Source organism: Methylobacterium sp. D48H, from assembly GCF_053345715.1.
Genome location: NZ_JBKFAP010000002.1, coordinates 117,407 through 139,926 on the forward strand (window position 1 = coordinate 117,407; position 22,520 = coordinate 139,926).

General features: G+C 72.8%; 17 protein-coding genes and 1 tRNA gene. 6 read left to right on the top strand and 12 right to left on the bottom strand.

Features of this window, described 5'->3' with window-relative positions; all coding sequences use genetic code 11:
• Positions 1-25 precede the first annotated feature (25 nt).
• Positions 26-487: a hypothetical protein gene (locus ACLBX8_RS06695; protein ID WP_020091971.1), complete on the top strand. Its 462-nt coding sequence runs from the start codon at positions 26-28 to the stop codon at positions 485-487.
• 38 nt (positions 488-525) lie between these two features.
• On the opposite strand, the gene ACLBX8_RS06700 is transcribed toward ACLBX8_RS06695, so the two are convergent.
• Both ACLBX8_RS06700 and ACLBX8_RS06705 read right to left on the bottom strand, forming a co-directional pair.
• The gene (locus tag ACLBX8_RS06700; RefSeq protein ID WP_447714791.1) at positions 526-2,058 is read right to left on the bottom strand and encodes an acyl-CoA carboxylase subunit beta; all 1,533 of its coding nucleotides are present in this window, start codon (positions 2,056-2,058) and stop codon (positions 526-528) included.
• A gap of 157 nt (positions 2,059-2,215) precedes the next feature.
• Positions 2,216-2,290, bottom strand: a tRNA-Val gene (locus ACLBX8_RS06705).
• A 258-nt stretch (positions 2,291-2,548) separates the two neighbouring features.
• On the opposite strand from ACLBX8_RS06705, the gene ACLBX8_RS06710 reads away from it, so the two are divergent.
• Complete coding sequence (locus tag ACLBX8_RS06710; RefSeq protein WP_447681449.1) at positions 2,549-2,890, top strand: SelT/SelW/SelH family protein; 342 nt, start codon at positions 2,549-2,551, stop codon at positions 2,888-2,890.
• A gap of 55 nt (positions 2,891-2,945) precedes the next feature.
• Positions 2,946-5,162, top strand: coding sequence for a sensor histidine kinase (locus ACLBX8_RS06715; protein ID WP_447714792.1), 2,217 nt, complete (start codon positions 2,946-2,948; stop codon positions 5,160-5,162).
• Between the two features lie 24 nt (positions 5,163-5,186).
• Here ACLBX8_RS06715 and ACLBX8_RS06720 read toward each other — a convergent pair whose 3' ends face one another.
• Genes ACLBX8_RS06720 through ACLBX8_RS06755 form a run of 8 tightly spaced genes read right to left on the bottom strand, consistent with a single transcriptional unit; the run spans position 5,187 to position 16,495 of the window.
• Positions 5,187-6,335: an ABC transporter permease gene (locus ACLBX8_RS06720; protein ID WP_020091975.1), complete on the bottom strand. Its 1,149-nt coding sequence runs from the start codon at positions 6,333-6,335 to the stop codon at positions 5,187-5,189.
• 11 nt (positions 6,336-6,346) lie between these two features.
• The gene (locus tag ACLBX8_RS06725; protein ID WP_056528616.1) at positions 6,347-7,363 is read right to left on the bottom strand and encodes an ABC transporter permease; all 1,017 of its coding nucleotides are present in this window, start codon (positions 7,361-7,363) and stop codon (positions 6,347-6,349) included.
• Complete coding sequence (locus tag ACLBX8_RS06730) at positions 7,360-9,327, bottom strand: ABC transporter substrate-binding protein (RefSeq protein WP_447714793.1); 1,968 nt, start codon at positions 9,325-9,327, stop codon at positions 7,360-7,362. The genes ACLBX8_RS06725 and ACLBX8_RS06730 overlap by 4 nt, the downstream gene beginning before the upstream one ends.
• Entirely contained in the window at positions 9,324-10,190 is an 867-nt protein-coding gene (locus tag ACLBX8_RS06735) for a hypothetical protein (protein ID WP_447714794.1), read from the bottom strand. Before ACLBX8_RS06735 ends, ACLBX8_RS06730 begins: the two co-directional genes overlap by 4 nt.
• Positions 10,190-12,031: an ABC transporter ATP-binding protein gene (locus tag ACLBX8_RS06740; protein ID WP_447714795.1), complete on the bottom strand. Its 1,842-nt coding sequence runs from the start codon at positions 12,029-12,031 to the stop codon at positions 10,190-10,192. The genes ACLBX8_RS06735 and ACLBX8_RS06740 overlap by 1 nt, the downstream gene beginning before the upstream one ends.
• On the bottom strand, positions 12,028-13,980 hold the full coding sequence (locus ACLBX8_RS06745; protein ID WP_447714796.1) for a glycosyltransferase: 1,953 nt from the start codon (positions 13,978-13,980) through the stop codon (positions 12,028-12,030). Before ACLBX8_RS06745 ends, ACLBX8_RS06740 begins: the two co-directional genes overlap by 4 nt.
• Complete coding sequence (locus tag ACLBX8_RS06750) at positions 13,968-15,248, bottom strand: glycosyltransferase family 4 protein (RefSeq protein WP_447714797.1); 1,281 nt, start codon at positions 15,246-15,248, stop codon at positions 13,968-13,970. Before ACLBX8_RS06750 ends, ACLBX8_RS06745 begins: the two co-directional genes overlap by 13 nt.
• Positions 15,245-16,495 carry a glycosyltransferase family protein gene (locus tag ACLBX8_RS06755; RefSeq protein WP_447714798.1) on the bottom strand — a complete coding sequence of 417 codons (1,251 nt, stop codon included), beginning with the start codon at positions 16,493-16,495 and terminating at the stop codon, positions 15,245-15,247. Before ACLBX8_RS06755 ends, ACLBX8_RS06750 begins: the two co-directional genes overlap by 4 nt.
• A 148-nt stretch (positions 16,496-16,643) precedes the next feature.
• Between ACLBX8_RS06755 and ACLBX8_RS06760 the strand changes: the two genes are divergently transcribed.
• On the top strand, positions 16,644-17,972 hold the full coding sequence (locus ACLBX8_RS06760; RefSeq protein WP_447698700.1) for a glycosyltransferase family 87 protein: 1,329 nt from the start codon (positions 16,644-16,646) through the stop codon (positions 17,970-17,972).
• Here the strand turns inward: ACLBX8_RS06760 and ACLBX8_RS06765 are convergent.
• Positions 17,932-18,792, bottom strand: a complete 861-nt coding sequence (locus ACLBX8_RS06765; RefSeq protein ID WP_447681344.1) for a carotenoid 1,2-hydratase — start codon at positions 18,790-18,792, stop codon at positions 17,932-17,934. The two genes, ACLBX8_RS06760 and ACLBX8_RS06765, sit on opposite strands and share 41 nt — an antisense overlap.
• Positions 18,789-20,324, bottom strand: a complete 1,536-nt coding sequence (gene crtD / locus ACLBX8_RS06770) for a 1-hydroxycarotenoid 3,4-desaturase CrtD (protein WP_447698699.1) — start codon at positions 20,322-20,324, stop codon at positions 18,789-18,791. The genes ACLBX8_RS06765 and crtD overlap by 4 nt, the downstream gene beginning before the upstream one ends.
• A gap of 106 nt (positions 20,325-20,430) precedes the next feature.
• Here crtD and ACLBX8_RS06775 point away from each other — a divergent pair, with 106 nt between their 5' ends.
• Both ACLBX8_RS06775 and ACLBX8_RS06780 read left to right on the top strand, forming a co-directional pair.
• The gene (locus ACLBX8_RS06775; protein ID WP_091676932.1) at positions 20,431-21,300 is read left to right on the top strand and encodes a polyprenyl synthetase family protein; all 870 of its coding nucleotides are present in this window, start codon (positions 20,431-20,433) and stop codon (positions 21,298-21,300) included.
• Positions 21,301-21,329: 29 nt separating this feature from the next.
• On the top strand, positions 21,330-22,457 hold the full coding sequence (locus ACLBX8_RS06780) for a methyltransferase (RefSeq protein WP_447714799.1): 1,128 nt from the start codon (positions 21,330-21,332) through the stop codon (positions 22,455-22,457).
• Positions 22,458-22,520: the final 63 nt, after the last annotated feature.

The window sequence follows — 22,520 nt, forward strand, 5'->3', positions numbered from 1 at the left end:
CGGACCGCCGCGCTACCTCGCGGGCATGCGCGCGCTCCTGCCTCTCCTCGTCTTCACCGCCCTCTCGGCCGGCGCCGGCCCCGTCCGGGCACAGTCCTGCGACGCGCTCGTCGACAAGGTCACGGCCGAGACGGCGGCCAAGACGGCCGAGCGCCGGAGCGACTACGCGAGCTTCACGGCCGGTCCGGACATGACCCTGACGCTGGCCTGCGGCGGGCCAGACCTGTCGTCTGTGGGCGCGCAGTTTCGCGGGGCGAACCCGCCCGACCGCTACTACGACCTGTTCGGGCAGGCCGGGCACGCGGTGACCGGCATCGACGCCGCCGTGATCACCGAGGCCGCGCACCGGGCCCAGGCGACGGCCACGAAGCTCAGGCACAGCAACGTCGATCTCGGCGGGGCGCGGGTCACCTGCTCGGCGATGGTGTCGCCCGACAAGGGCCCGCTGACGCTGTGCGCGGTGATCGAGAACAGCAACCGCAGCTGAGACCGGCGGCGGCGCGGCCGCCGGCCCGTGCGCCCGCCTCAGAGCGGGATGTTGTCGTGCTTCTTCCAGGGCTGCTCCATCTTCTTGGTGCGGAGCATCCCGAGGGCCTTGGCGATCCGGCGGCGGGTCGAGTGCGGCATGATCACCTCGTCGATGTAGCCGCGCTCGGCCGCCACGAAGGGCGAGAGGAACCGGTCCTCGTACTCGCCGGTGCGCGCCGCGATCTTCTCCGGGTCGCCGATCTCGCTGCGGAAGATGATCTCGACCGCGCCCTTCGCGCCCATCACGGCGATCTGCGCCGTCGGCCACGCGTAGTTCACGTCCGCGCCGACGTGCTTCGACGCCATGACGTCGTAGGCGCCGCCGAAGGCCTTGCGGGTGATGATCGTGACTAGCGGCACCGTCGCCTGCGAGTAGGCGAAGAGCAGCTTGGCGCCGTGCTTGATCAGGCCGCCGTATTCCTGCGCCGTGCCCGGCAGGAAGCCCGGCACGTCCACGAATGTGACGATCGGGATTTCGAAGGCGTCGCAGTAGCGCACGAAGCGCGCGGCTTTCCGCGAGGCGTCCGAATCGAGCACGCCCGCGAGCACCAGCGGCTGGTTGGCCACGAAGCCGACGGTTCGGCCCTCGATCCGGCCGAACCCGGTGATGATGTTGCGCGCGTAGGCGGACTGGATCTCGAAGAAGTCGCCCTCGTCCACCACGCGGCGGATCAGCTCGCCCATGTCGTAGGGCTTGTTCGGGTTGTCGGGGATCAGCGTGTCGAGGGACGCGTCGATCCGGTTGACGTCGTCGAAGCTCTCCAGCTCCGGCACGCCGTCGATGTTGTTCGCCGGGAGGAAGTCGAGGAGGCGGCGGATCTGGAGGATCGCCTCGACGTCGTTCTCGAAGGACCCGTCGGCGATCGACGACTTGGTCGTGTGGACCTTGGCGCCGCCGAGTTCCTCAGCGGTCACGACCTCGTTGGTGACGGTCTTCACCACGTCGGGGCCGGTCACGAACATGTAGCTCGTGTCGCGAACCATGAAGATGAAGTCGGTCATGGCCGGCGAGTAGACGTCGCCGCCCGCGCAGGGACCCATGATCACCGAGATCTGCGGGATGACGCCCGAGGCCATGACGTTGCGGCGGAACACCTCGCCGTAGCCGCCGAGCGCCGCGACGCCCTCCTGGATGCGCGCGCCGCCGGCGTCGAAGATACCGATGATCGGGGCGCGCATCTTCAGCGCCATGTCCTGAACCTTCACGATCTTCTGGGCATGCGCCTCGGACAGCGAGCCGCCGAATACCGTGAAGTCCTTCGAGAAGAGGAAGACCGTGCGGCCGTTGATCGTGCCCCAGCCGGTCACGACGCCGTCGCCGGGGATCTTCTGCTTCTCCATGCCGAAATCGGTGGAGCGGTGCTGCACGAACATGTCGAACTCCTCGAACGACCCGTGGTCGAGGAGGAGTTCGATGCGCTCGCGCGCCGTCAGCTTGCCGCGCTTGTGCTGGGCCTCGACGCGCTTCTCACCGCCGCCGAGCCGGGCCTGCGCCCGCCGCTCTTCGAGCTTGTCGAGGATGTCCTTCATGGCTGTTCCCGCCCTTCCCCTGCCTGTGACCTGCGACCCGGATCGGGCCGGGTCCAAGCTTATGCGTTCACCGATCGAGCGCCCTTAGCACGCGCTTTTCGGGTGGCAAACCGACGCGGGGAGCCGCGGGATCAGACCTTCGGGGGATAGGGGATGATGGTGGACGGTGCAGGGATCGAACCTGCGACCTTTCCCGTGTGAAGGGAACGCACTACCGCTGTGCTAACCGTCCGTACCGGCGTGCCGCCTGAGCGCACGCCATCGCCGCTCGCCCGTGGGGGCGCCGCGACCCGGTGGCGGGCCTTCTAGAGCGCGGCGGGCCGCGACGTCAAGCGCGGCCGGCGATGTTGGCCGACAGCCGGACGAGCGTTCGAGCAGGCGTCCAGATATGCACCGCACTCGGCTGAGCGCCGCCGTCGCCGGCCCGGGGCACGCCGACGTGCGCGCGCGTGAGGTTGACAAGGGCGCCGGCCCGGTGCGCTGTGCGGGCATGCACGATGGGCCAGCGGGCGCGAAGCCCGGCAGCGACGTGACGGTGGAGGGCGCGGCGAGGCCAGGACGGCCGCGCGTCGCGATCACGTACTGCACCCAATGCAACTGGCTGCTGCGCTCCGCCTGGATGGCGCAGGAACTCCTCTCGACGTTTCGCGATGATCTGGGCGAGGTCGCCCTCGTCCCGGCCACGGGGGGCGCTTTCAACATCCAACTGGACGGGGTGCTCCTGTGGGAACGGGTGCGCGACGGCGGTTTCCCAGACGTGAGAGCGCTGAAGCAGCGCGTGCGCGACCACCTCGACCCGACACGCGATCTCGGTCATATCGACCGGTCATGAGGCGAGGGAACGGCGACGAGCCCGCGTGGCACCGCGGGCCGGGGACGGACCCCGCTTGAGTCCGGACCATCACGCCGAGGGCGCGGGCGTCCCCGCGGTGATTCCCGCGCGCCGTTCCTGGCTGTCGCGGCGGCTGCACCGCTTCGGGCGAAACGGCTTCTCGACTCAGGTCTACCTGATCGCGCTGGTGATCGCGCTGATCGGCCCCGGCCTGCTGTTCACCAGCATCCTGCTGATGCGCTACGCCTCCGCCGAGCGGGCACGGTTCGAGCAGGACGCCCGCGAGAACGTGCGCGGCATCGGCCTGTCCCTGGACCGCGACACCGCCGGTCTCGTGTCGGTGCTGCAGACTCTGGCGACCTCACCGCGGATCAGGCAGGGCGACTTCGAGGCGTTCGACGCCCAGGCGCGCCTCGTCCGCGAATCGATCGACCTGGACGTGCTCCTGCGCCGGCCCAACGGGCAGGAGATGGTGAATACCGGCGTGCCGCGCGGCGCGCCGATGCCGGTCGTGACGCTACCCTTCGACCAGGATCTGGCCCGCGGGACGCAGCGCGCCATGGTGAGCGGCTACGTGCCGGGCCCGACGCCGAGCGAGGCCACCTACGCGGTCGGCGTGCCCGTGATGGTCGACGGCGAGGTCGGCTATATTCTGAGCTTCACCGTCCCCCTGTCGCGCCTGCAGGGCATCCTGTCCCGGGAGGTCGTACCGGGCTGGACGACGGGGATCAGCGACAGGTCGGGCATCGTCCTGGCGCGCCTGCCCGATCCCGAGGCGGTGGTCGGCAAGCAGCGCCTCGCCAGCCTCCGCCAGGTGCAGTCGTCGACGCCCGGGGTCTGGGAGGGCCAGGATCGCCAGCACAAGCCGGTGGTGGTCATCGAGGCGCGCTCGCGGCTCACCGGCTGGATGGTCGCGACCAGCATCCCGCAGGCCCTCGTCGACGCGCGGGTGCGGCGCTGGATCTGGGCCTTCGCGGGCTTCGGCCTGCTGGTGCTGGCCACCTCGTCGCTTCTGGCGGTGAACCTCTGGTCGCGGGTCTCGCGCCCCCTCCGGCTGCTGGCCGCTTCGGGGCCGTCCCTGGCCCGGGGCGAGGCGATCCCGCGCGTGTCGTCGCCGGTCCACGAGATCCAGCGGCTCGGCGTCGTGCTGTCGGAGGCGTCTCTCCGGCTGCGCACCCGGGAGGAGGAGCGCGACCGGGCGCTCGCCGAGACAAAGCGCGGCCTGAGCGCCCTGAGCGAGTCCGAGGCGCGCTTCCGGCACATGGCCGATTCGGCGCCGGCCCTGATCTGGATGACCGACGAGACCGGCGCGGTCAGCTTCGCCAACCTCCATTTCGAGCACCTGTTCGGGCTGCCGGCCGCACGGTTCAACGACGACGGCTGGCACCAGATCGTGCATCCCGACGACCTGGAGAATTTCCGCAGCGCCTTCACGGAGGCGTTCGAGGCCCGGATCCCGTTCCGCACGGAGGCGCGGGTGATCGACCGGACGGGCGCGGTGCGCTGGCTCCAGTGCGAGGGCGTGCCGCGGCTCGACGACGCCCAGAACTTCCTGGGCTACACCGGCTGCAACATCGACATCACCGACACGAAGAACGCCGAGGAGCACCTCCTGCTCCTGATCCACGAGTTGAACCACCGGGTGAAGAACACCCTGGCGACGGTGCAGTCGATCGCGGCCCAGTCGCTGCGCGGGCTGGAAGGCGCCGAGGCCGACGCGGCGCGCGCCGCCTTCGAGGCGCGCCTCCTCGCCCTGGCGCGGGTGCACGACGTGCTGACCCGGGAGAGCTGGGAAGGGGCGGAACTCTCCGCCGTCGTGGCGGACGCGATCCGGCCTCTGGAGGCCGGCGACGGCCGGGCCTCGCGGTTCCAGGTGCAGGGACCGGCCCTGCGGCTGCCGCCGCGGCTCGCGCTGTCCATCGCCATGGCCCTGCACGAGCTCGGCACGAACGCCGTGAAGTACGGCGCGCTCTCGACCGAGGGCGGCACGGTCGAGATCTCCTGGACGGTGCGGCGCCTGGACGAGATGCAGCTCTCGCTCCGCTGGTCCGAGCGCGGCGGGCCGCCGGTGAAGAAGCCGACGCGGACCGGATTCGGCTCGCGCCTGATCGAGCGCAGTCTGGCGCGCGAGCTCGCCGGCGAGGTGGTGCTGAGCTACGAGCCGACCGGCGTGGTGTGCACCATCGACGCCCCGGTGCCGCCGCCGGGCCTCCTCGAGCGCAAGGGCGTCGCCGCCCCGACGCGGATCGCGCCGCTGCCGCTCGCCGGGTAGGCCACACGGCGCGGCGCGCGCCCGTCAGTGGTACGGATCGGCAGCGTCGCGCAGGCCGTCGCCCATGAAGTTGAAGGCGAGCACCGTCACCAGCACGGGCAGGACCGGCAGGAGCAGCCAGGGGTAGAGCTGCACCGCTGCGAGATTCTGCGCCTCGTTGAGCAGCACGCCCCAGCTGGTCACCGGCGGTCTGAGTCCGAGGCCCAGGAACGACAGGGCGGTCTCGCCGAGGATCATGGTCGGGATCGACAGCGTCGCCGACGCGATCAGGTGGCTCATGAAGTTCGGGATCAGGTGGCGGCCGATCACCCGGGTCGGCGAGGCGCCCATCAGTTCGGCGGCCTGGACGAAATCCTCCTCCCGCAGCGCCAGGAGCTTGCCGCGCACCGCCCGCGCGAGCCCCGGCCAGTCGAGCAGGCCGAGGATCACCGTGATGCCGAAGAAGATCAGCAGCGGGCTCCAGTTCGGCGGCAGCGCCGCCGACAGGGCGAGCCAGAGCGGCAGCTCCGGCAGGGAGCGCACCACCTCGATCAGCCGCTGCACCCCGGCATCGACGACGCCGCCGAAATAGCCCGCGATGCCGCCGAAGAAGAGCCCGAGCGCGAACGAGATGGCGACGCCCACGAGGCCGATGGTGAGGGAGATCCGGGCCCCGTAGATCATGCGCGAGAACAGGTCACGCCCGAGCTTGTCGGTGCCGAGGAGGAACAGCGTGCCGTTCTCCGGCGGGCAGACGAGGTGCAGGTCGGTGCGGACGAGCCCCAGCCAGTCGTAGCCGTCGCCCCGGCAGAGGAAGCGCAGCGGCTGCGGGGCGGCGGCGTCCACCTTGTAGTCCCGGCGGAACGTGTCGAGGTCGAGATGGGCCCGGTAGGGATAGACGAACGGCCCGACGAAGCGGCCCTCGTGGAACAGGTGCACGCCCTGCGGCGGCGCGTAGAGGAAGTCGCCGTTGCGGCGGGCCTGTCCATAGGGCGCGAGCTGCTCGACGAACGGCACGGTCGCGTAGAGCGCGAGCAGGATCAGGGCCGAGGCCACGGCGAGGCGGTGGCGCAGGAACTTGCGGAGGATGAGCCGCCACGCGGAGGCCGTGGCGACCGGGCTCTCGGTCCGGGCCTCCGGCTCGAAGGGCGCCGGATCGACGAAGTGTCCGGATGCGGGCAGCGCGTCGGTCATCGCGGGGCCGGTCATCGCAGGCCCATGCGGATGCGCGGATCGAGCCAGACCAGGATCAGGTCCGAGATCAGCATGCCGACGAGGGTGAGGGCCGCGACGAACATCAGGATGAACCCGGCCATGAACTGGTCCTGGCTGCGCAGGGCCTCGAGGAGCAGCGGCCCGACAGTCGGCAGGCTGAGCACCAGGGAGACCAGCACCGACCCCGAGACGAGGTGCGGGAGCAGGTTGCCGATATCCGCGACGAACGGGTTGAGCGACATCCGGAACGGGTATTTCAGCAGCGCCTGCAGGGGCGGCAGGCCTTTGGCGCGGGCGGTCACCGTGTAGGGCTTGGCCAGCTCGTCGAGCAGGTTGGCGCGCATGCGCCGGATCATGGCCGCGGTGCCGCCGAGGCCGATCACCAGCGTCGGCACGATCAGGTGCGCCAGGAGCGAGCGGACCTTCTCCCAGGTCCAGGGCTGGTTGGTGAGGGCCGAATCGTAGAGGCCGCCGATCGACAGCCCGAACCACCGGTTGGCGTAGAACAGCAGGATCAGGGCGAGCAGGAAGCCCGGCACGGCGAGGCCGACATAGCCCAGCAGGGTGACGACGGCGTCGCCGAGCGTGTTCCGGTGCGTCGCGGAGTAGATCGCCGCCGGGATCGCCACGAGGTGGACGAACACCACCGCCGTCAGATTGATCAGCAGGGTCAGCCACAGGGCGTCGCCGACGACGTCCGCCACCGGCTTGTCGTACTCGAACGACCAGCCCCAGTCGCCCTGGAGCAGCCCGGAGAACCCGACCGATCCTGGCAGCACGCCGATCCACATCAGGTACTGCTGCCAGACCGGCCGATCGAGCCCGTACTGCTTGATGAGCAGCTCGGCCTTCGCCACGGAGCTCGCGTCGCCGGTGGCCCGCAGCTCCATGATCCGGTTGGTCAGGTAGTCGCCCGGCGGCAGCTTGATGATCACGAAGACGAGCGCCGAGATGACCAGCAGCGTCACCGCCATCGTGACGACGCGGCGGAGAATCTGGACGATCACCGGGCCTCCGCGCGCTTGTCGGCGCCGGTCTCGGTGCCCTTGTCCCAGAACAGCTCGTCGAGGCGCTGCACGCCGATCATCGCGGTGGGCTCCCAGGAATAGAGGGCGCGCTTCGGGAGGTTGATCAGGCGATCGGCGCCGACCACCGGCTGGAGCGCGCCCGCCACCGTGCCGATCACCCAGGTGTTGTGCGCGTGGTTCATCAGCATCTCGCGCCAGATCGCGGCCTGCCGGCCGGCATCGTCGGTGTGGCGCCACTCCCGGTCGAGCTCGATGAGGCGCTGGACCTCCGGTACGTCGCAGGGCTCGCCGCTCTTGCCGCGGCTCTCGACGTTCATGCTCCACAGCGGCCAGGAATAATGCTCCGGCTGGGCCGGGCTCAGCTCGGTCGGGGGCATGATCGCGGTCGGGACGGCGAGGTCGAGGCCCTGGGCGGCGACCATGACGGTCACGCCCGCGATCGAGCGCCGGTGCAGGTTCGTGCGCTCCTGCGGCTTGGTGATCAGGCGGATCCCGACCTCGCGCCAGAACTCCGTGATGAGCAGCAGCGCGTCGAGGACCATCTCGGCCTCGCCGTCGCTCTCCACCACCAGCTCCAGGGCGCGACCGCCCGGGAGCAGCCGCGTGCCAGACCCGTCGCGGGCCGTCAGCCCGATCTCGTCCAGAAGCTTGGCGGCCCGGGCCGGGTCGTAGGCGGCGTTGAGGGTCCGCATCTCGGGCTCGAACAGCGCACTCTCCGGCACGATCGTGTCGTTGCCCTCGGTGCCCAGGCCGAACAGGAGCGTGTTGTTCAGGGTGCGCCGATCGATGGCGAGCGACAGGGCGTGCCGGTAACGCACGTCGCGGTTGAGCTGCCGCCACGCCGGATCCGTCGTGGTCAGGTTCGGGTAGAGCGCGATCTCCGAGCCGCGGGCCACGGGCCACAGGTTGGTGCGGTAGCGATGCGCCGCCTCACCCTCCTTGAGGCTCGGGATGTCGGGCATCATCAGCCCGCGGAACATCAGGTCGGCCTCGCCGGCATTGGTCTTGGCGACCAGAAGGCCCTGCGAGGCCACGTCCATCACGATGGAATCGACGTAGGGGAGCTGCGTGCCGGCCGTGTCGACCCGGTGGTAGCTGCGGTTGCGCTCGAACCGGAACCGGGTGGCCGGCGAGCGGGTCCGCGGCACCCAGCCCTGCAGGGTCGGGCAGTCCGGGTTGTTGAGCTCGTAATTGTCGTCGAGGCGATTGTGCAGGGCCGCCCAGCTGCGGAGCTTCAGCGCCTTGGCCTTCGCGTCGGCCGCCTCCTTGCCGACGTAGCGGGCGTGGTACGGCTTGAGATAGTGCGACGGCCGGTAGATCAGCGGGTCGCGCGGCGCCGCCAGGGCCGGCAGGAACATCGGGTTCGGCCGGTCCCAGCTGTAGCGGACGGTGACCGGATCGAGGAACTCCACCACCGGGAGCTTGCCGTCGACCCGGAAGAAGGCCGCTGGCCCGTCGGGGCTCAGGGCCTTCTCGTTGGCGACATCCTCCCAGTAGTAGCGGAAATCCTCCGCGGTGAACGGGTGCCCGTCCGACCAGCGGTGGCCCCGGCGGAGCGTGAACGTGAAGCGGCCGCCCTCGACGTCGACGCGCTCCAGCACGTCGGGCCGCAGGTTGAGGTCGGCATCGTAGCCCACGAGGCGGGTGTAGCCGTAGACCGACAGGTACCGGACGTCCCGCGCCCTGGCGATCAGCGTGCGGATGGTACCGCCCGCGCTGCCGAGGCGGCGTCCGTGGGCGGCGAGGTCGGCCACGTAGGGGGTGGTCGGCGGGCCGGGCGCGTCGGCCGGCGGGGTGTCGGCGAAGGCCCGCAACGGCGCGCGCGACCAGATCAGGCTGGCGCCGAGCCCGGCGAGCAGGGCGCGGCGGGACACGGTGCTGTCGTTCCCGCGCCGCAGCGGGAGAGCGGACGCGGTGCCGTCCCGGATGTCCGAGGCCTTCATGAGCTGCCCCGCAACGTCACGGAGGTGAGCCGCGCGGGCGAGTAGCCGGTCGCCCTGTGCAGGTCGTCGAAGGCGTGGGACCGTGTGATCAGCCCGGCGGCCTGCCGCACCAGGGCGTCGTCGGCCGGCTGCTCGAAATGGCGGCCGTTCCGCGTCCACCGGATCGGCTCCGGGCTGCGCTCGGGCCCGGTGATCATCGCGATGGTCGGGTGCGCGGGGCCGCCATGGGCGTGGATCCGGTGCCCGGCCGCGTCGTCGTCGAACAGCAGCCGGGTCAGACCGCGCGCCCGCGCCTCCACGACCCGTCGACCCTGGGCGACGTGGTCGTCGAAGAACGCCACCGTCCGCGCCGGGTCGAGCATGGACCAGTCGGCGGTCGACCAATCCGCCGTGCTGTAGCGGGCCTGCCGGTCGCGGTACTGCAGGCCCGACAGGTCCGGATCGTGGCAGAAGATCTGCGCTTGCGGGCGGGCCTGCCGGATCACCCAGGTCGTGAGCCCGCGGAACACGCCCGATTCGATCACGAAGTCGGGCTTCAGCGCCCGCATGGCAACGTAGAGCTGCAGCGCGCCGTTGAAGCCGCTGCCGCCGCGCCGCTGCCGGACGGGGGCGGTGGGTATCAGCGCCCAGAATGCCCGGACCTGCTCCAGCACGTCGCCGTCGGGGATGAGGCCGGCGGCGGCGAGATCGCGTTCCAGGATGGCGGCGGCCGATTCGAGCAGGGTGGCGACTTCCCGCGGCGAGGTCGGCCGGTGGGTCCAGTCGGGGGCGGCCGGGACGAGGTCGTAGCCCAGTCGGTCGAAGAACGGCGACAGCACCTTGCGGCGCAGGCGCTCCAGCATGACGGGCGGCCGGGCCTGCATCACGCGGCCTCCGCACTGTGGGCGGCGCTGAAGCGCACCCGGTGTCCGGTCTCGACCGGGCGCATCGCCCCGGCCTCGTCGGGGGCCAGGCGGAACGGCTCCTCCCAGCGGGTCGGGTCGTTGCGGTCGGAGGCGACGGCCGCGAAGTCGAGGGGATGGTCCAGGCTCGGATCGGGCACGGCAGCGAGCAGCGCCCGCGTGTAGGGATGGACGGGCCGGCGGAACAGGGCCGCGCGGGGCGCCTCCTCGACGATGCGGCCCCGGCACATCACGCTGATGGTGTCCGCCATGTAGTCGATCACTGCCAGATTGTGGGAAACGATGAGGTAGGAGAGGCCCAGCGCGGCCTGGAGATCCTTGAGCAGGTTCAGGATCTGCGCCTGGACCGAGACGTCGAGGGCCGAGACCGGCTCGTCGAGCACCAGCAGCCGCGGCTTCGGGGCGAGCGCCCGGGCGATCCCGATGCGCTGCCGCTGCCCGCCCGAGAAGGCGTGCGGGTACCGGCCGAGACCGCTGGGCTCCAGGCCGACCATGGCCATCAGGGCGCGGCAGCGCTCCCGCCGCTCCGCCGCCGGGACGCCGTGGATCTCCATCGGCTCCGACAGGATCTGCCGGACGGTCATGCGCGGATCGAGGGACGCGTAGGGGTCCTGGAACACGAACTGGACCGTGCGGCGATAGGCGAAGAGGGCGTCGCCGCTCAGGCCGTGGACGTCCCGCGGGCCGCTACCGTCGTCGAACAGGATCCGCCCGGAATCCGGCCGGAGCGCCCGCATAATCATCTTCGAGACCGTGGTCTTGCCCGACCCGGACTCTCCGACGAGCCCCAGCGTCTGGCCCGCCGCCAAACTCAAGGAGACGTCGGACACGGCGTGGACGATCCGCGGCTTCTGCCACAGCCGACCGGCGCGCAGCGTGAAGCTCTTGCTCACCCCCTTCACCTGCAGGATCGGCCCGGCCAGGGGCGCGGGCGCCTGGCCGGGCGGGATCTCGGCCTTGGCCGGGCGGATCGGCGTCAGCCGCTCGCCGGGCGCCATGTCGAAGCGCGGGACCGCGTGGAGGAGCGCGCGGAGATAGGCGTGGCCCGGCGCGCGCATCACCGTGTCGCGCGGGCCTGCCTCGACGAGGCGTCCGCGATAGAGGACGGCGACGTCGTGGGCGATGTTGGCGACCACGCCGAGGTCGTGGGTGATCAGCAGGATCGCCATCCCGGTCTCCTCCTGGAGCCGGGCCAGCAGGGCGAGGATCTGGGCCTGGGTGGTGACGTCCAGCGCGGTGGTCGGCTCGTCGGCGACGAGGAGGGCGGGTTTCAGGATCAGCGCCATGGCGATCATGGCGCGCTGGCGCAGGCCGCCGGACAACTCGAACGGGTAGGTCCGCAGGGCGCGGTGCGGGTCCGGGAAGCCGACCCGGGCCAGCGCCCCCTCCGTCCGGGCATCGGCCTCCTTGCGGTCGGCCCCGGTGTGGATGCGCAGCGCCTCGCCGATCTGGTCGCCCACCGTGTGGAGCGGTGACAGGCAGGTCATGGGCTCCTGGAAGATCATGGCGATGCGCTGGCCACGGATCGCCCGCATCGCCTCGCCTTCGGAGGGGAGCCGCGCGATGTCGGCTTCGACCTCGCCGTCCCGGAACAGGATCTGACCGCGGGTGATGGCGGCGGAGGGCGGCAGGATCCGCAGGATCGCCTGGGCGGTCACCGACTTGCCCGAACCGGACTCGCCGACCAGGGCGAGGGTGCGGCCGCGGTGAACGTCGAGGGACAGGCCGTGCAGCGCCTCGAACGGACCGCTCTCCGTGCGGAACGCGACCGCGAGGTCGCGGATGGACAATAGCGGGCTCAACCCGTCCTCGCGATCTGTGAGACCTGAGACTTAGATGCCGCCGGCCCCTTGTCCATCGCGGACGCGCCGAAGTGCGCCCGAACATCCACGACCTGTATCGCCGGGTGCCGCAGGAGGTTGGCCACGAGCGCGCCGACGAAGTCCCAGACGGCCTGGTCGTGGACGCGGTGGTGCGTCAGAAGGCCGAGCGGCCGCTCCGGCGCGCCCGCGATGTCGGCGGCGAGGCCGCGCAGCAGGGCCTCCGGATCGCGCAGGGACCGGCTGCCCCGCCAATCGATCGGATCGAGGGTGGCATCGAGCCGGCGCAGACCCGGGATCGACGGGCCGGGCATGGCCGAGAGGCCGCGATAGCCGAGATCCGGCAGGGCGGAGGCAAGTTCCGGCGCGACGCGGTTCCACGGCGGTACGAAGACAGGCAGCAGCGAGCCTTCCGGCAGACGCTGCCGGGCGATCCGGAGGCCGGCAGCGGCGTCGGCAACCAGGGTGTCGAGAGGGCGGTGCGCGCCGAACTCGGCCCGCTTCTCGCCCGGCGGGGCGTGGTTGTGGTGGGCGAGGCCGTGGACGGCGACGGATACACCGGCAGCCGCTTCGAGCCGCCGCGGCAGCGAGGCGTCGATGCCGGCCGGGATCGCGGCGAGGAGGAGCGGGACGCCGTGGTGCTCGGCGAGACCGATGAGGCGGTCGAGGTCCGGACCGCCCGCGACCGCGTCGTCATCGCGCCAGAACAGCGGCACGCGCAGGCCCCGCGCCGCGACGGCGTCGAGAGCACGGCGGAGAGCGTCGAGGGCCGGCTCGGAGGGCTTAGCCCGGACGGGGCGCGATCGCTCGCCCCCGCGGAGGGATTCGACCAGCGCGACCGTGCGCGCTGCGCCGTCCCGATCGATCCCGGGATCGCCGGGCGCGGGGAGGACGCCCCGCGACGCGATGGCCTCCACCAGGGTCCCGGGCGTCAGCTCCGATTCCGGCAGCACCCGGGCGAGTCCCCGGGCGGCGAGGCGCTCGGCGCGCAGGCGCTGCTCGGTCTCGCCGCCGGCCTCGAAGGGCACGAGGACAGCGGGTGTGCCGGTGGCGAGGAGATCGACGGCCGTGTTGTAGCCGCACTGGCTGACCGACAGGGCGGCGCCGGCCAGGAGCGCGCGATAGTCCGGCTGGGCGCGACCGAGGATGCCGGGCGCGAGACCGTGACCGATCTCGGACAGCTCGGCCTCGGGGACGCCGTGGCCGGCCAGGATCCGCCAGCCGAGATCCGGCCGAAGCCGGGCCGCGCCTGCGGCCGCGCGCAGCAGGACCAGCCCGGCCGGTCCGGATCCGGCGGCGACCACCACGCCGGAGCGGCGCGAGGCCGGGGCGGGCACGGTCCCCTCGTCCACGTATCCGGTGTAACGCACCTTCGCGGCAATGGCCGCGTCGAGGGGCCACGAGGCCTCGAGGGGGATCAGGGCCGGGTCGCCGTGCACCAGCACGGCGTCGTAGAGGTCCGCCACCCGCGCGTGCGCCTGGGCGATCCGCTCCGGCTTGGTCGAGGCCACGAGGACGTCGCGCACGGAGGCGAGGACGAGCGGGCGCGGCCGCCGGGCGCGGGCCGCGTCCACCAGGGCGAGGAACTCGGCCGCCAGGGCGCGCCGGCCGAACGGGAACAGCTCGGTGATCACCGCGTCCGGCTCGAAGGCCGCCAGGGTGTCGACCATCAGGGCCCGGCGGCGTTCGAGGAGCGCCGGCCCGGCCAGGCGTCCGTCGGGGTCCAGCAGCGTCGAGAAGTCCGTGCCGGCGATCCGGAGCGGCGGCAGCTGCACGCGGCGCAACCCGTCCTGTCGGACCATCGGTGCCGGGACGCCGCCCGAGACCAGCATCGTCTCGTGGCCGGCCGCCGCGAAGGCGCGGGCGATGGCGGCCGCGCGGGTGAGGTGCCCCGCGCCGAGCAGATGCGTGACCGCGATCAGGACGCGCACGCGGACAACTCCGATTCGCGGGCGACCGCGCCCTGCGGCAGACCCGCGGACGCGCGCAGCCGGCCGGCGATCAGCGCGATCGCCGCTTCCTCGGAGAAGTCCTGCACGAGCCGGGCCAGGGCAGCCGCGCCGAGTCGCTGACGGAGGCCCGGATCGCCCGCGAGACGGACCAGGGCCTCGGCCAGCGCCGCCGGCTCGCCGGGCGGCGTCAGGACGCCGTGGACACCGTCGGTGATGAATTCCGGCGTGCCGGCGAAGGCGGTCGCCAGGATCGGCAGCGCTTGGCTCGCGGCCTCCATCAGCACGTTCGGCAGGCCGTCGCGATCGCCGCCGGGGGCGGGCTTCGTCGGCAGGACGAAGAGGTCCGCCGCGCGCATGGCCTCGATCACCGCGGGCTGCGCCAGGGCGCCGCGGAAGCGGACCCGCTCCGCCAGGCCGCAGGCAGCGACCCGGGCCTCCAGGGCTTCGCGCCGCTCGCCGCTGCCGATCAGGTCGAGCCGCCAGTGCAGGTGCGCGGGCAGGGCGGCGAGGGCGTCGATGAGGTCGTCGTGCCCCTTCTTGGCGACGAGCCGGCCGACACAGAGGAGCCGGAGGGGGCGGTCCGGGTCCGTCCCGTCGCGCGGCTCGCGCGGCGGCGGCGCGTCGGGGAACCGGGCGAGATCGAGCCCGTGATAGGCGAGCAGCGTCCGGCCCGGGGCGACGCTGTCGAGTCGGGCGAGGCCATCACGGGTGCAGGTCACGCCCCATTCGGCGTCGCGCAGCTTCTCGGCCAGTTCCCAGTCGGGCGTGGTCCAGATGTCCTTGGCGTGCGCCGAGAAGCTCCACCGGCGCCCGGTCAGGAGCGCGGCGTAGCGGGCGACGCTGGCCGGCGTGTGCAGGAAGTGCACGTGGATATGGGCGACCTCGGCCGGCAATTCCCGGGCGAGGACCAGGGCCTGCCCGAGGCGCCGCAGCCGCGACGCCGTCGGGTCGCGCCGGAGATCGCGGGCGAACAGCGCCAGGAGCGCGGGCAGGTTCGGCCGCCGGAGCGCGGCGCCGAGGCCCCGGAGCACCCGCAGCGGCGCGTCGCGCAGGTACTCGGGCAGGTAGGCGGCCTCCGCGCGGATCTGCGCGTGCATCGGATGGCGGGCCCGATCGGTCGGGCGCCGGAGGGACCAGATCTCGAGAGCCAGTCCGCACCGTTCCAGCGACAGCAACTCCTGCGCGATGAAGGTCTCGGAGAGCCGCGGATAGCCCTTCAGCACCACGGCGACCCGCTTGGCGCTCACGAATAGGCCTGCAGGTACGGCCGGGCCGCGACGTCCGCGCCGCCGCGGGCGGTCAGCGCCCGGACGCGGCGCGCGACCGCGTCGAGGCCGTCGAGGAGACCCGGCACCAGGACCCGCGACGGCGGGTCCTGTCCCGGCAGGTCGCGAAGCGCCGCCGCCATGCGCCCGGGCGCCCGGCCTTCCGCCTCCATCAGCACCCGCGCGAGGCCGAGCCGCTCGGCCGCCAGCGCCCGGATCGCCTGTTCCCGCCGCGGCTCGGTCCGGGGCACGAGGATCGCCCGGCGGTCGAAGGACAGGATCTCGCAGAACGTGTTGTAGCCCCCCATGGCGACGACGCCGGCGGCCTTGCGCATCAGGAACTCGATCTCGCTGTCGAAGGTGATGGCCGCGATCCGGTCACCGAGGCGGCGGATGCGCGCCATGAACCCGTCGCGGATGCCGGCATCGAGGAAGGGACCGAAGGCGATGAGCGCGGGCAGGGGGATCGCGGGATCGGCCTCGTAGGCGGCGATCACCCAGTCGATCAGGGCCGCCCCGTCGCCGCCGCCGCCCGGCGTCACCAGGATGAAGGGGCCGTTCGCGATCGGGGGCTCCTCGCGGCCGGCGCGGCGCTCCGGGAGGTCGCGGCGGAGATAGCCGGTGTAGATCAGGCGCCCGTCGATGCGGGCGGCCATCTCGGGCTCCATCGGCAGCGCCGCCAGGGGCTCGTGGATCCGGCTCAGCCCGTACACCCAGATCTCGTCGTAGAAACGCGCCATCGTCTCGGCCGCGCCCTTGCGCTCCCATTCGGGGACGAGGCGGTCGGCGTCGTCGAGGACGTCGCGCAGGCCCAGGACGAGGCGGATGTCGCCGGCCGCCGCCCGCTCCAGCACCGGCAGCAGCTCGCCGTGGAAGCCGGCCGGTTCCTTGTCGACGATGATCAGGTCGGGCCGGAAGGCGTCGCAGGCCTGGGCGATGATCGCGGAACGCTGCGCGACGGTGCGCGCCAGCGGGGTCGCGCCGTCGAGGCTGGCATAGCCGCCGTCGGCGAACTTGGTCACCGGCGGCAGCCTGACCGTCCGGACGCCCGCCGCGAAGGCGAAGCGGTCGACCACCGGGGAGCCCGAGACGATCATCGCCCGGGCGCCGCGGTTGCACGCCACGATCGCGTTGGCGATCGCCCGCGAGCGGCGCAGATGGCCGAGCCCGAAGGTATCGTGGCTGTAGATCAGGACGCGCGGGGCCGGAGACGCCTCGTCCAGTCGCATCGATGTGATCGCCCCGGTTTGACGGCGCGAGGATCGCAGCCGCCGCCCTCTTGCACAAGCCGGGCCGGGCCGCAAACACCCCTGTTAACGGGCCCGGAACCGCGCGCGCCTAGGCTGCCGCGGAATCCGGACGCGGAAATCCTCCGTCATGCCAGCGCCCATCGAGACCCGCGTGCCGGGCTCACCGACAGCACGCGCCGCCGCGCTCCGGTCAGATCTCGCGCATCTCCTGAGCAGCGATGACCGGCTGTTCGCCTTCGGCAGGCGGGCGGCCTGGGTGCTGCTGCCGTTCGGCCTCGCCATGGTCCTCCTCGTCTACGGGACCGGCCCGGACCCGCGGCGCAACTGGTACGGCGACCCCCTCGGCAACGACTTCGTCCAGGTCTGGGTGGCGGGCCGCTCGGCGCTGGAGGGGCGGGGGGCGGACCCCTACGACCTGCCGGTGCACTTGGCGAACCTGAAGGCGGCCTGCGGGCAGGCGTGCCGGTTCGCGTGGCACTATCCCCCGGTGTTCCTCCTGCCGGCGGCCGCGATGGCACTGCTGGATCTGCAGCCGGCCTACCTGCTCTGGACCGCGCTCTCCCTCGCCCTGTTCGCGCTCGCGATGCGGGTCGCGGCCGGCCGGCGGGACGCGGCCCTCGTCGCGCTCGCGCACCCGCTCGTGCTCTGCAACCTCGTCTACGGCCAGAACGGCCTGTTCACCGCGTCGCTGCTCACCCTCGGCGCGGTGCTCGTCGATCGCCGACCGTGGCTCGCCGGGCTCTGCTTCGGCCTGCTGGCCTACAAGCCGCACTTCGCGGCGCTCGCCCCCCTGCTGCTGCTGGTGACGGGACGGCGCGCGTGCCTGGCCGCCTGCGCGTCGACGGTGCTGGCCCTCTGCCTCGCGTCGCTGGCGCTGTTCGGGACGGCGCCCTGGACCGGCTTTCTCGGCACGCTCGGGGACACGAACCGGATCATCCTGCAGAACGCGGCGGCGAGCCTCAACCTCAACGCCAGCGCGTTCGGCGCGGTGCGCCTGCTCGGCGGCTCGATGGCCGCCGCCTGGACGGCGCAGGGTCTCGTCGCCGTACTGGCGCTCGGCCTCGCCTGCCGCGCCTGGTCCCGGCCCACAGACCCGACGCTGCGCGCGGCCGCGCTCCTCGTCTCCGCGCCGCTGCTGTCGCCGTACCTCCCGGTCTACGACCTGGCGCCCCTCGTGCCAGCCGTGCTCCTCCTGGCGCTCGCCGCGCACCGCGCCGGCGGCCTGCGGCCGCGCGAGCGGGCCCTGCTCTGCGCGGTGCCGCTCTTCGCGGTCGTCCGGGAGGCGGCGGCGCTGACCGGCTTCTCCCTCGGCCTCGTGCTGAGCATGGCGACCTTCGCCTGCATCGCGGAGCGCGTCATGCCGCGGAGCGTCACCCCGAGCCGACGGCGATCCGGGACGGGCGCCGCCGAGGCCCTCACGGAGCCAGCGGCCGCGGGATCCGGAAGGGCAGCATGAGTCGCACCATCGGGTTGCGGAACCGGTCGAGCGACAGGCTCTCGTGCATGGCCCGGACCGGCTCGCCGCCCAGGGTCGAGGCGAGCAGCGAGCGGGCGTAGAACGGCGTGTCCTCGTAGGTCGCGAGCACCCGCGAGCGGCCACCGTCGCTGCGGGTCTCGCGCGGCATCCGCCAGAAGCGCGTCGCCGGGAGCGCCGCGCCGGGCGGCGGCCGGATCTCGCGGCGGCTGCCGTCCGCGGAGAACCGGAGCGACAGGTTCTGGCCGCCGCCGTCGCGGTGATGGACGTCGTAGAGGATCGCCGCGCCGTCCGGCAGGTCGGCCCGGCACCATGTCCACCGCGAGAAGGCGGCCTCCAGCGGCTCGTCGCCGTCGTTGGTGTCGAAGTAGCCGCTCCCGCTCCAGCGAAGGTCCGGCGCGTCGAAATCCACCTCGACCCGCGAGGAGGGCGACATCGGCCACCAGCGGTGGCGCCCGGCCCGGTCGAGATGGAACGGGCCGCCCGTGAACCCGCGCGGCTCGAGGCGCACGGTGCCGCGGATCCTCCGGGGCAGGGGCGCGCCGCGCTCGTCGATCCGCACCGTCAGCGCCGTGCCGTCCCAGTGCATGGCGCTGGGTCCGACGGCGATGTGGTCGGCGCTGCGCGACAGGCTGGCGGCGCGGCGCTCGGTCATGGCGAAGCGGCCGCGGTCGCCGTAGAGCACCACGTTCATGGCGCAGTGGGCGAAGGGGTCCTTCTCGGCGCTCCAGGCGTAGTAGGGCGAGAACACGCTGCCGATGAACGCGATGATCGTGAGGCCCTGGCGGCCGTCGTCGCTCACCGCATCGACGTACCACCACGCGTAGCCGCCCCGCGCGACCGCGCCATCGAATCGCGGTCGTCCAGGATCGCTGCCGCTGCCAGCCGCCCCGACTGCGCCGCCATCGGCACGCCCGGGCCGGGATGGATCGAGCCCCCCGCGAGATAGAGGCCCGGCACCGCCGTCCGCGCGCCCGCGCGCTTGAAGGTCGTCGCCCATCCCTGTGCCGCCCGACCGTAGAGGGCTCCGCCCGTCCCGGGGAAGAGGGCGTCGAAGTCCCGCGGCGTCGTCGTGACCGCCGACGACGTGAAATCCAGGGTGAGCCCGCAGGCCTCCAGCCGGCGGATCAGGTTCCTCTCGCATCTCTCGATCTCCGGCGGCTGAAGGGGGCGCTCCCGGCCATCCGCCGGAGCGTTGACGAGCAGGAGCAGGCGTTCCGGCCCCCGCGGCGCGGCGCCCGCCGCGTCCCGGTCCTGGGCACAGACGTAGACGGTCGGGTCGTCGGGCAGGCGGCGGGCGCGCAGGAGCGCGTCGAACTCGGCCCGGTAGTCGCGCGAGAAGAACACCGTGTGGTGCGCCAGCGGGAAACCCGCCGGCACCGCCTCCGCGCAGAGCGTGACCGCGGAGAGCGAGCGCTCGCCGGGCGCGAGCCGCTCGCCGGCGGCGGCCGCCTCGGGCCCGAGCAGCCCCGCCCCCAGGGCCGCGCAGTCCGCGTTGCAGACGACGTAGTCGGCAGCCACAGTCGTGCCGTCGCTAAGGCGCACGCCGGTGACGCGGCCGCCGTCCGTGAGGATCCGCGCGACCTCCGCGCCGTACCGGAAGGTCGCGCCGCGCTCCGCCGCCAGATCGGCCACCGCCCGCGCGAGGCCGCTGAGCCCTCCCGCGACGGTCCAGACGCCGGCCTGCTCCACGTGGGCGACGAGCATCAGCGTCGCCGGTGCCGTGAAGGGCGAGGCGCCGCAATAGGTGGCGTAGCGGCCGAACAGCTGGAGCAGTCGCGGGTCGCGAAAGTACGCCCCCAGCGCCGACCAGAGCGTCGTGAAGGGCTGGATTCGCCAGAGATCGCCGAGGCCCGAGAGCCCGACCCGCTGCGCGAGGCCGGCGGGACCCGTCCGGCCCTCGCGGATGAACGGCCCTTCGAGGGTGCGGTAGACCTCGGCCGAGCGGGCGCAGAAGCGCCGGTAGCCGTCCGCCTCGCGCGGTCCCGCGAAGGCCGCGATCGCGTCCGCCGACGCGTCGATATCGGCGAAGAGGTCGAGACGCTCGTCCCGGCTCCAGGCGTGACGGGCGAGGAGCCTTGCCGGTGACAGGGCGACCCGGTCGCCGAGATCCGCCCCGCACTCGGCGAACAGCTCCTCGAGAACCCAGCGCATCGTGAAGACGGTCGGACCGGCCTCGACGGCGCGGTCCCCGACCGGGACGGCGCGCATCTTCCCGCCGGGCTGCGGCGCGCGCTCGAGGATTGTCGTCTCGAAGCCGGCATGGGCGAGCCGCAGGGCGGCGGCGAGGCCACCGATCCCGGCACCGATCACGACGACGCGCTCCTGCGCCACGGCCGCTCCGAACTCCCCCACCACGGGATTGATCTACCCTCCGCAAAGTGTCAATAAGAAATGACACCTGTTGCTGACAACCGCATACAACACGGGAGGCAACGATATGGAGTCCGGTCGGCGGATCGAGATGGCGCTGGATCGCGCCGTTGCGCACGCGGAGGCGCCCGGCGCCCCGCCCCTTCTGGCGGAGGCTCTCCGCTACGCGGTGTTTCCCGGCGGCCATCGGATCCGGCCGCGCCTCTGCCTCTCGGTGGCCCGCGCCTGCGGCGACGACGACCCGGCGGGGTCCGTGGCGGCCGCCGCCGCTATCGAGCTCCTGCACTGCGCCTCACTGGTCCACGACGACCTGCCGTGCTTCGACGACGCGCCGATGCGGCGGCAGAAGCCATCCGTCCACGTCGCCTTCGGCGAGCCGATCGCCGTCCTGACCGGCGACGCCCTGATCGTCCTCGCCTTCGAGACCCTCGCGCGGTCCGTCGGGCCTCATCCGGCGCGCCTCGGGCGCCTCGTCGGACTCCTCGGTCGCGCAGCGGGGTCGCCGTCCGGCATCGCGGCCGGGCAGGCCTGGGAATCGGAGGCGCATATCAGCCTCAGCGACTATCAGCAGGCGAAGACGGGCGCCCTGTTCGCCGCCGCGACCGTGGCCGGCGCCGCGGCGGCGGGCGCGGAGCCGGAGCCCTGGCGCCGCCTCGGCGAGTGCCTCGGCGAGGCCTATCAGGTCGCCGACGACCTGCGCGACGTCGCCTGCCGGCAGGAGGAGATCGGCAAGCCCGCCGGGCGCGACGCGACGCTGGGCCGCCCCAACGCCGCCGCCCTGCTGGGTACCGGCGGCGCGATGGAGCGCCTGTCCCGGCTGACCCGCGAGGCGATCGCGGCGATCCCGCCCTGTCCGGGCGTGGCCGCGCTCACCGCCGAGATCGAGGCGCAGGCGCGGCTATTCCTGCCCGCGAGCCTGCGCGCGGTGGCGGTCTGAGCGCCGGATCGCTCCCCGGAACCGGCACGGTGCCGCCCGTTCCGCCCGCGTGGGCGGACAGGTGGCTCGCGTGGCGCAACCGCCTCGTCGCCAGCCCCCGGTTCCAGCGCTGGGCAGCGGGTTTTCCGCTGACGCGCCGCATCGCGCAGCGCAACACGCGGGCGCTGTTCGACCTCTGTGCCGGCTTCGTCTACGCGCAGATCCTGACCGCCTGCATCCGCCTCGACCTGTTCGCGATCCTCGCGGAGGGCCCGCAGACGGTCGACGCGCTGGCGCGGCGGCTCGACCTCACGCCCGACGCGGCACGACGCCTGCTGCGCGCCGCCGAGTCCCTCGGTCTGCTGCGCGCCCTGTCGAATGACCGATTCGGGCTGGCCGACCTGGGCGCGGCCCTCGTCGGCAATCCCGGCATCGCCGCCATGATCGAGCATCACGCGCTGCTCTACGCGGATCTCGCGGATCCGGTCGCCCTGCTGCGCGGACAGGCCCAGCCGACCCGCCTCGCGGGCTACTGGCCCTACGCGGCCGGGGCGACGGGCGACGCGCGCACGGTGGCTCCCTACAGCGGCCTGATGGGTGCCTCGCAGGCGCTGATCGCCGAGGATGTGCTCGACGCCTGCGACCTGTCGCGCGTCCGGCACCTCATGGATGTCGGCGGCGGCGAGGGCGCCTTCCTGCAGGCCGTGGCGGCGCGGCACGCCGGCCCCCGCCTGACCCTGTTCGACCTGCCGGCCGTCGCCGACCGCGCCCGAGCGCGCCTCGACCAATCCGGCCTCGGCGACAGGATCGCCTGCCGCGGAGGCGACTTCCACGGCGGGCTGCCCGCGGGCGCCGACACGATCACCCTGGTGCGGATCGTCCACGATCACGACGACGCGCCGGCCCAGGCACTGCTGCGGGCGGCCTACGCGGCGCTGCCGTCGGGTGGCACGCTGCTCATCGCGGAGCCGATGGCCGGGACGCCCGGCGCGGAGCCGGTCGGCGACGCCTATTTCGGCTTTTACCTCCTGGCGATGGGCTCCGGCCGGCCGCGCCGGGCCGAGGAGCTGCGCGCGATGCTCGCGGCCGCAGGTTTCACCGCCACGCACGAGCATCCGACACGTCGCCCCCTGCTCGCGCGGGTGCTGAGAGCTCAAAAAACAGGCCGAGCCAAGTAAGTGTGACTTGACGCTGATCGGTGTCTATCTAGGATGACACATAGCGGCTTCGCACCAGAGAGA

Bases quoted from the DNA above. Each gene is read 5' to 3' on its own strand.
- ACLBX8_RS06695 (WP_020091971.1), top strand. From the start codon at position 26: ATGCGCGCGCTCCTGCCTCTCCTCGTCTTCACCGCCCTCTCGGCCGGC.
- ACLBX8_RS06700 (WP_447714791.1), bottom strand. From the start codon at position 2,058: ATGAAGGACATCCTCGACAAGCTCGAAGAGCGGCGGGCGCAGGCCCGG.
- ACLBX8_RS06710 (WP_447681449.1), top strand. From the start codon at position 2,549: ATGCACGATGGGCCAGCGGGCGCGAAGCCCGGCAGCGACGTGACGGTG.
- ACLBX8_RS06720 (WP_020091975.1), bottom strand. From the start codon at position 6,335: ATGACCGACGCGCTGCCCGCATCCGGACACTTCGTCGATCCGGCGCCC.
- ACLBX8_RS06730 (WP_447714793.1), bottom strand. From the start codon at position 9,327: ATGAAGGCCTCGGACATCCGGGACGGCACCGCGTCCGCTCTCCCGCTG.
- ACLBX8_RS06735 (WP_447714794.1), bottom strand. From the start codon at position 10,190: ATGCAGGCCCGGCCGCCCGTCATGCTGGAGCGCCTGCGCCGCAAGGTG.
- ACLBX8_RS06755 (WP_447714798.1), bottom strand. From the start codon at position 16,495: ATGCGACTGGACGAGGCGTCTCCGGCCCCGCGCGTCCTGATCTACAGC.
- ACLBX8_RS06760 (WP_447698700.1), top strand. From the start codon at position 16,644: ATGCCAGCGCCCATCGAGACCCGCGTGCCGGGCTCACCGACAGCACGC.
- ACLBX8_RS06775 (WP_091676932.1), top strand. From the start codon at position 20,431: ATGGAGTCCGGTCGGCGGATCGAGATGGCGCTGGATCGCGCCGTTGCG.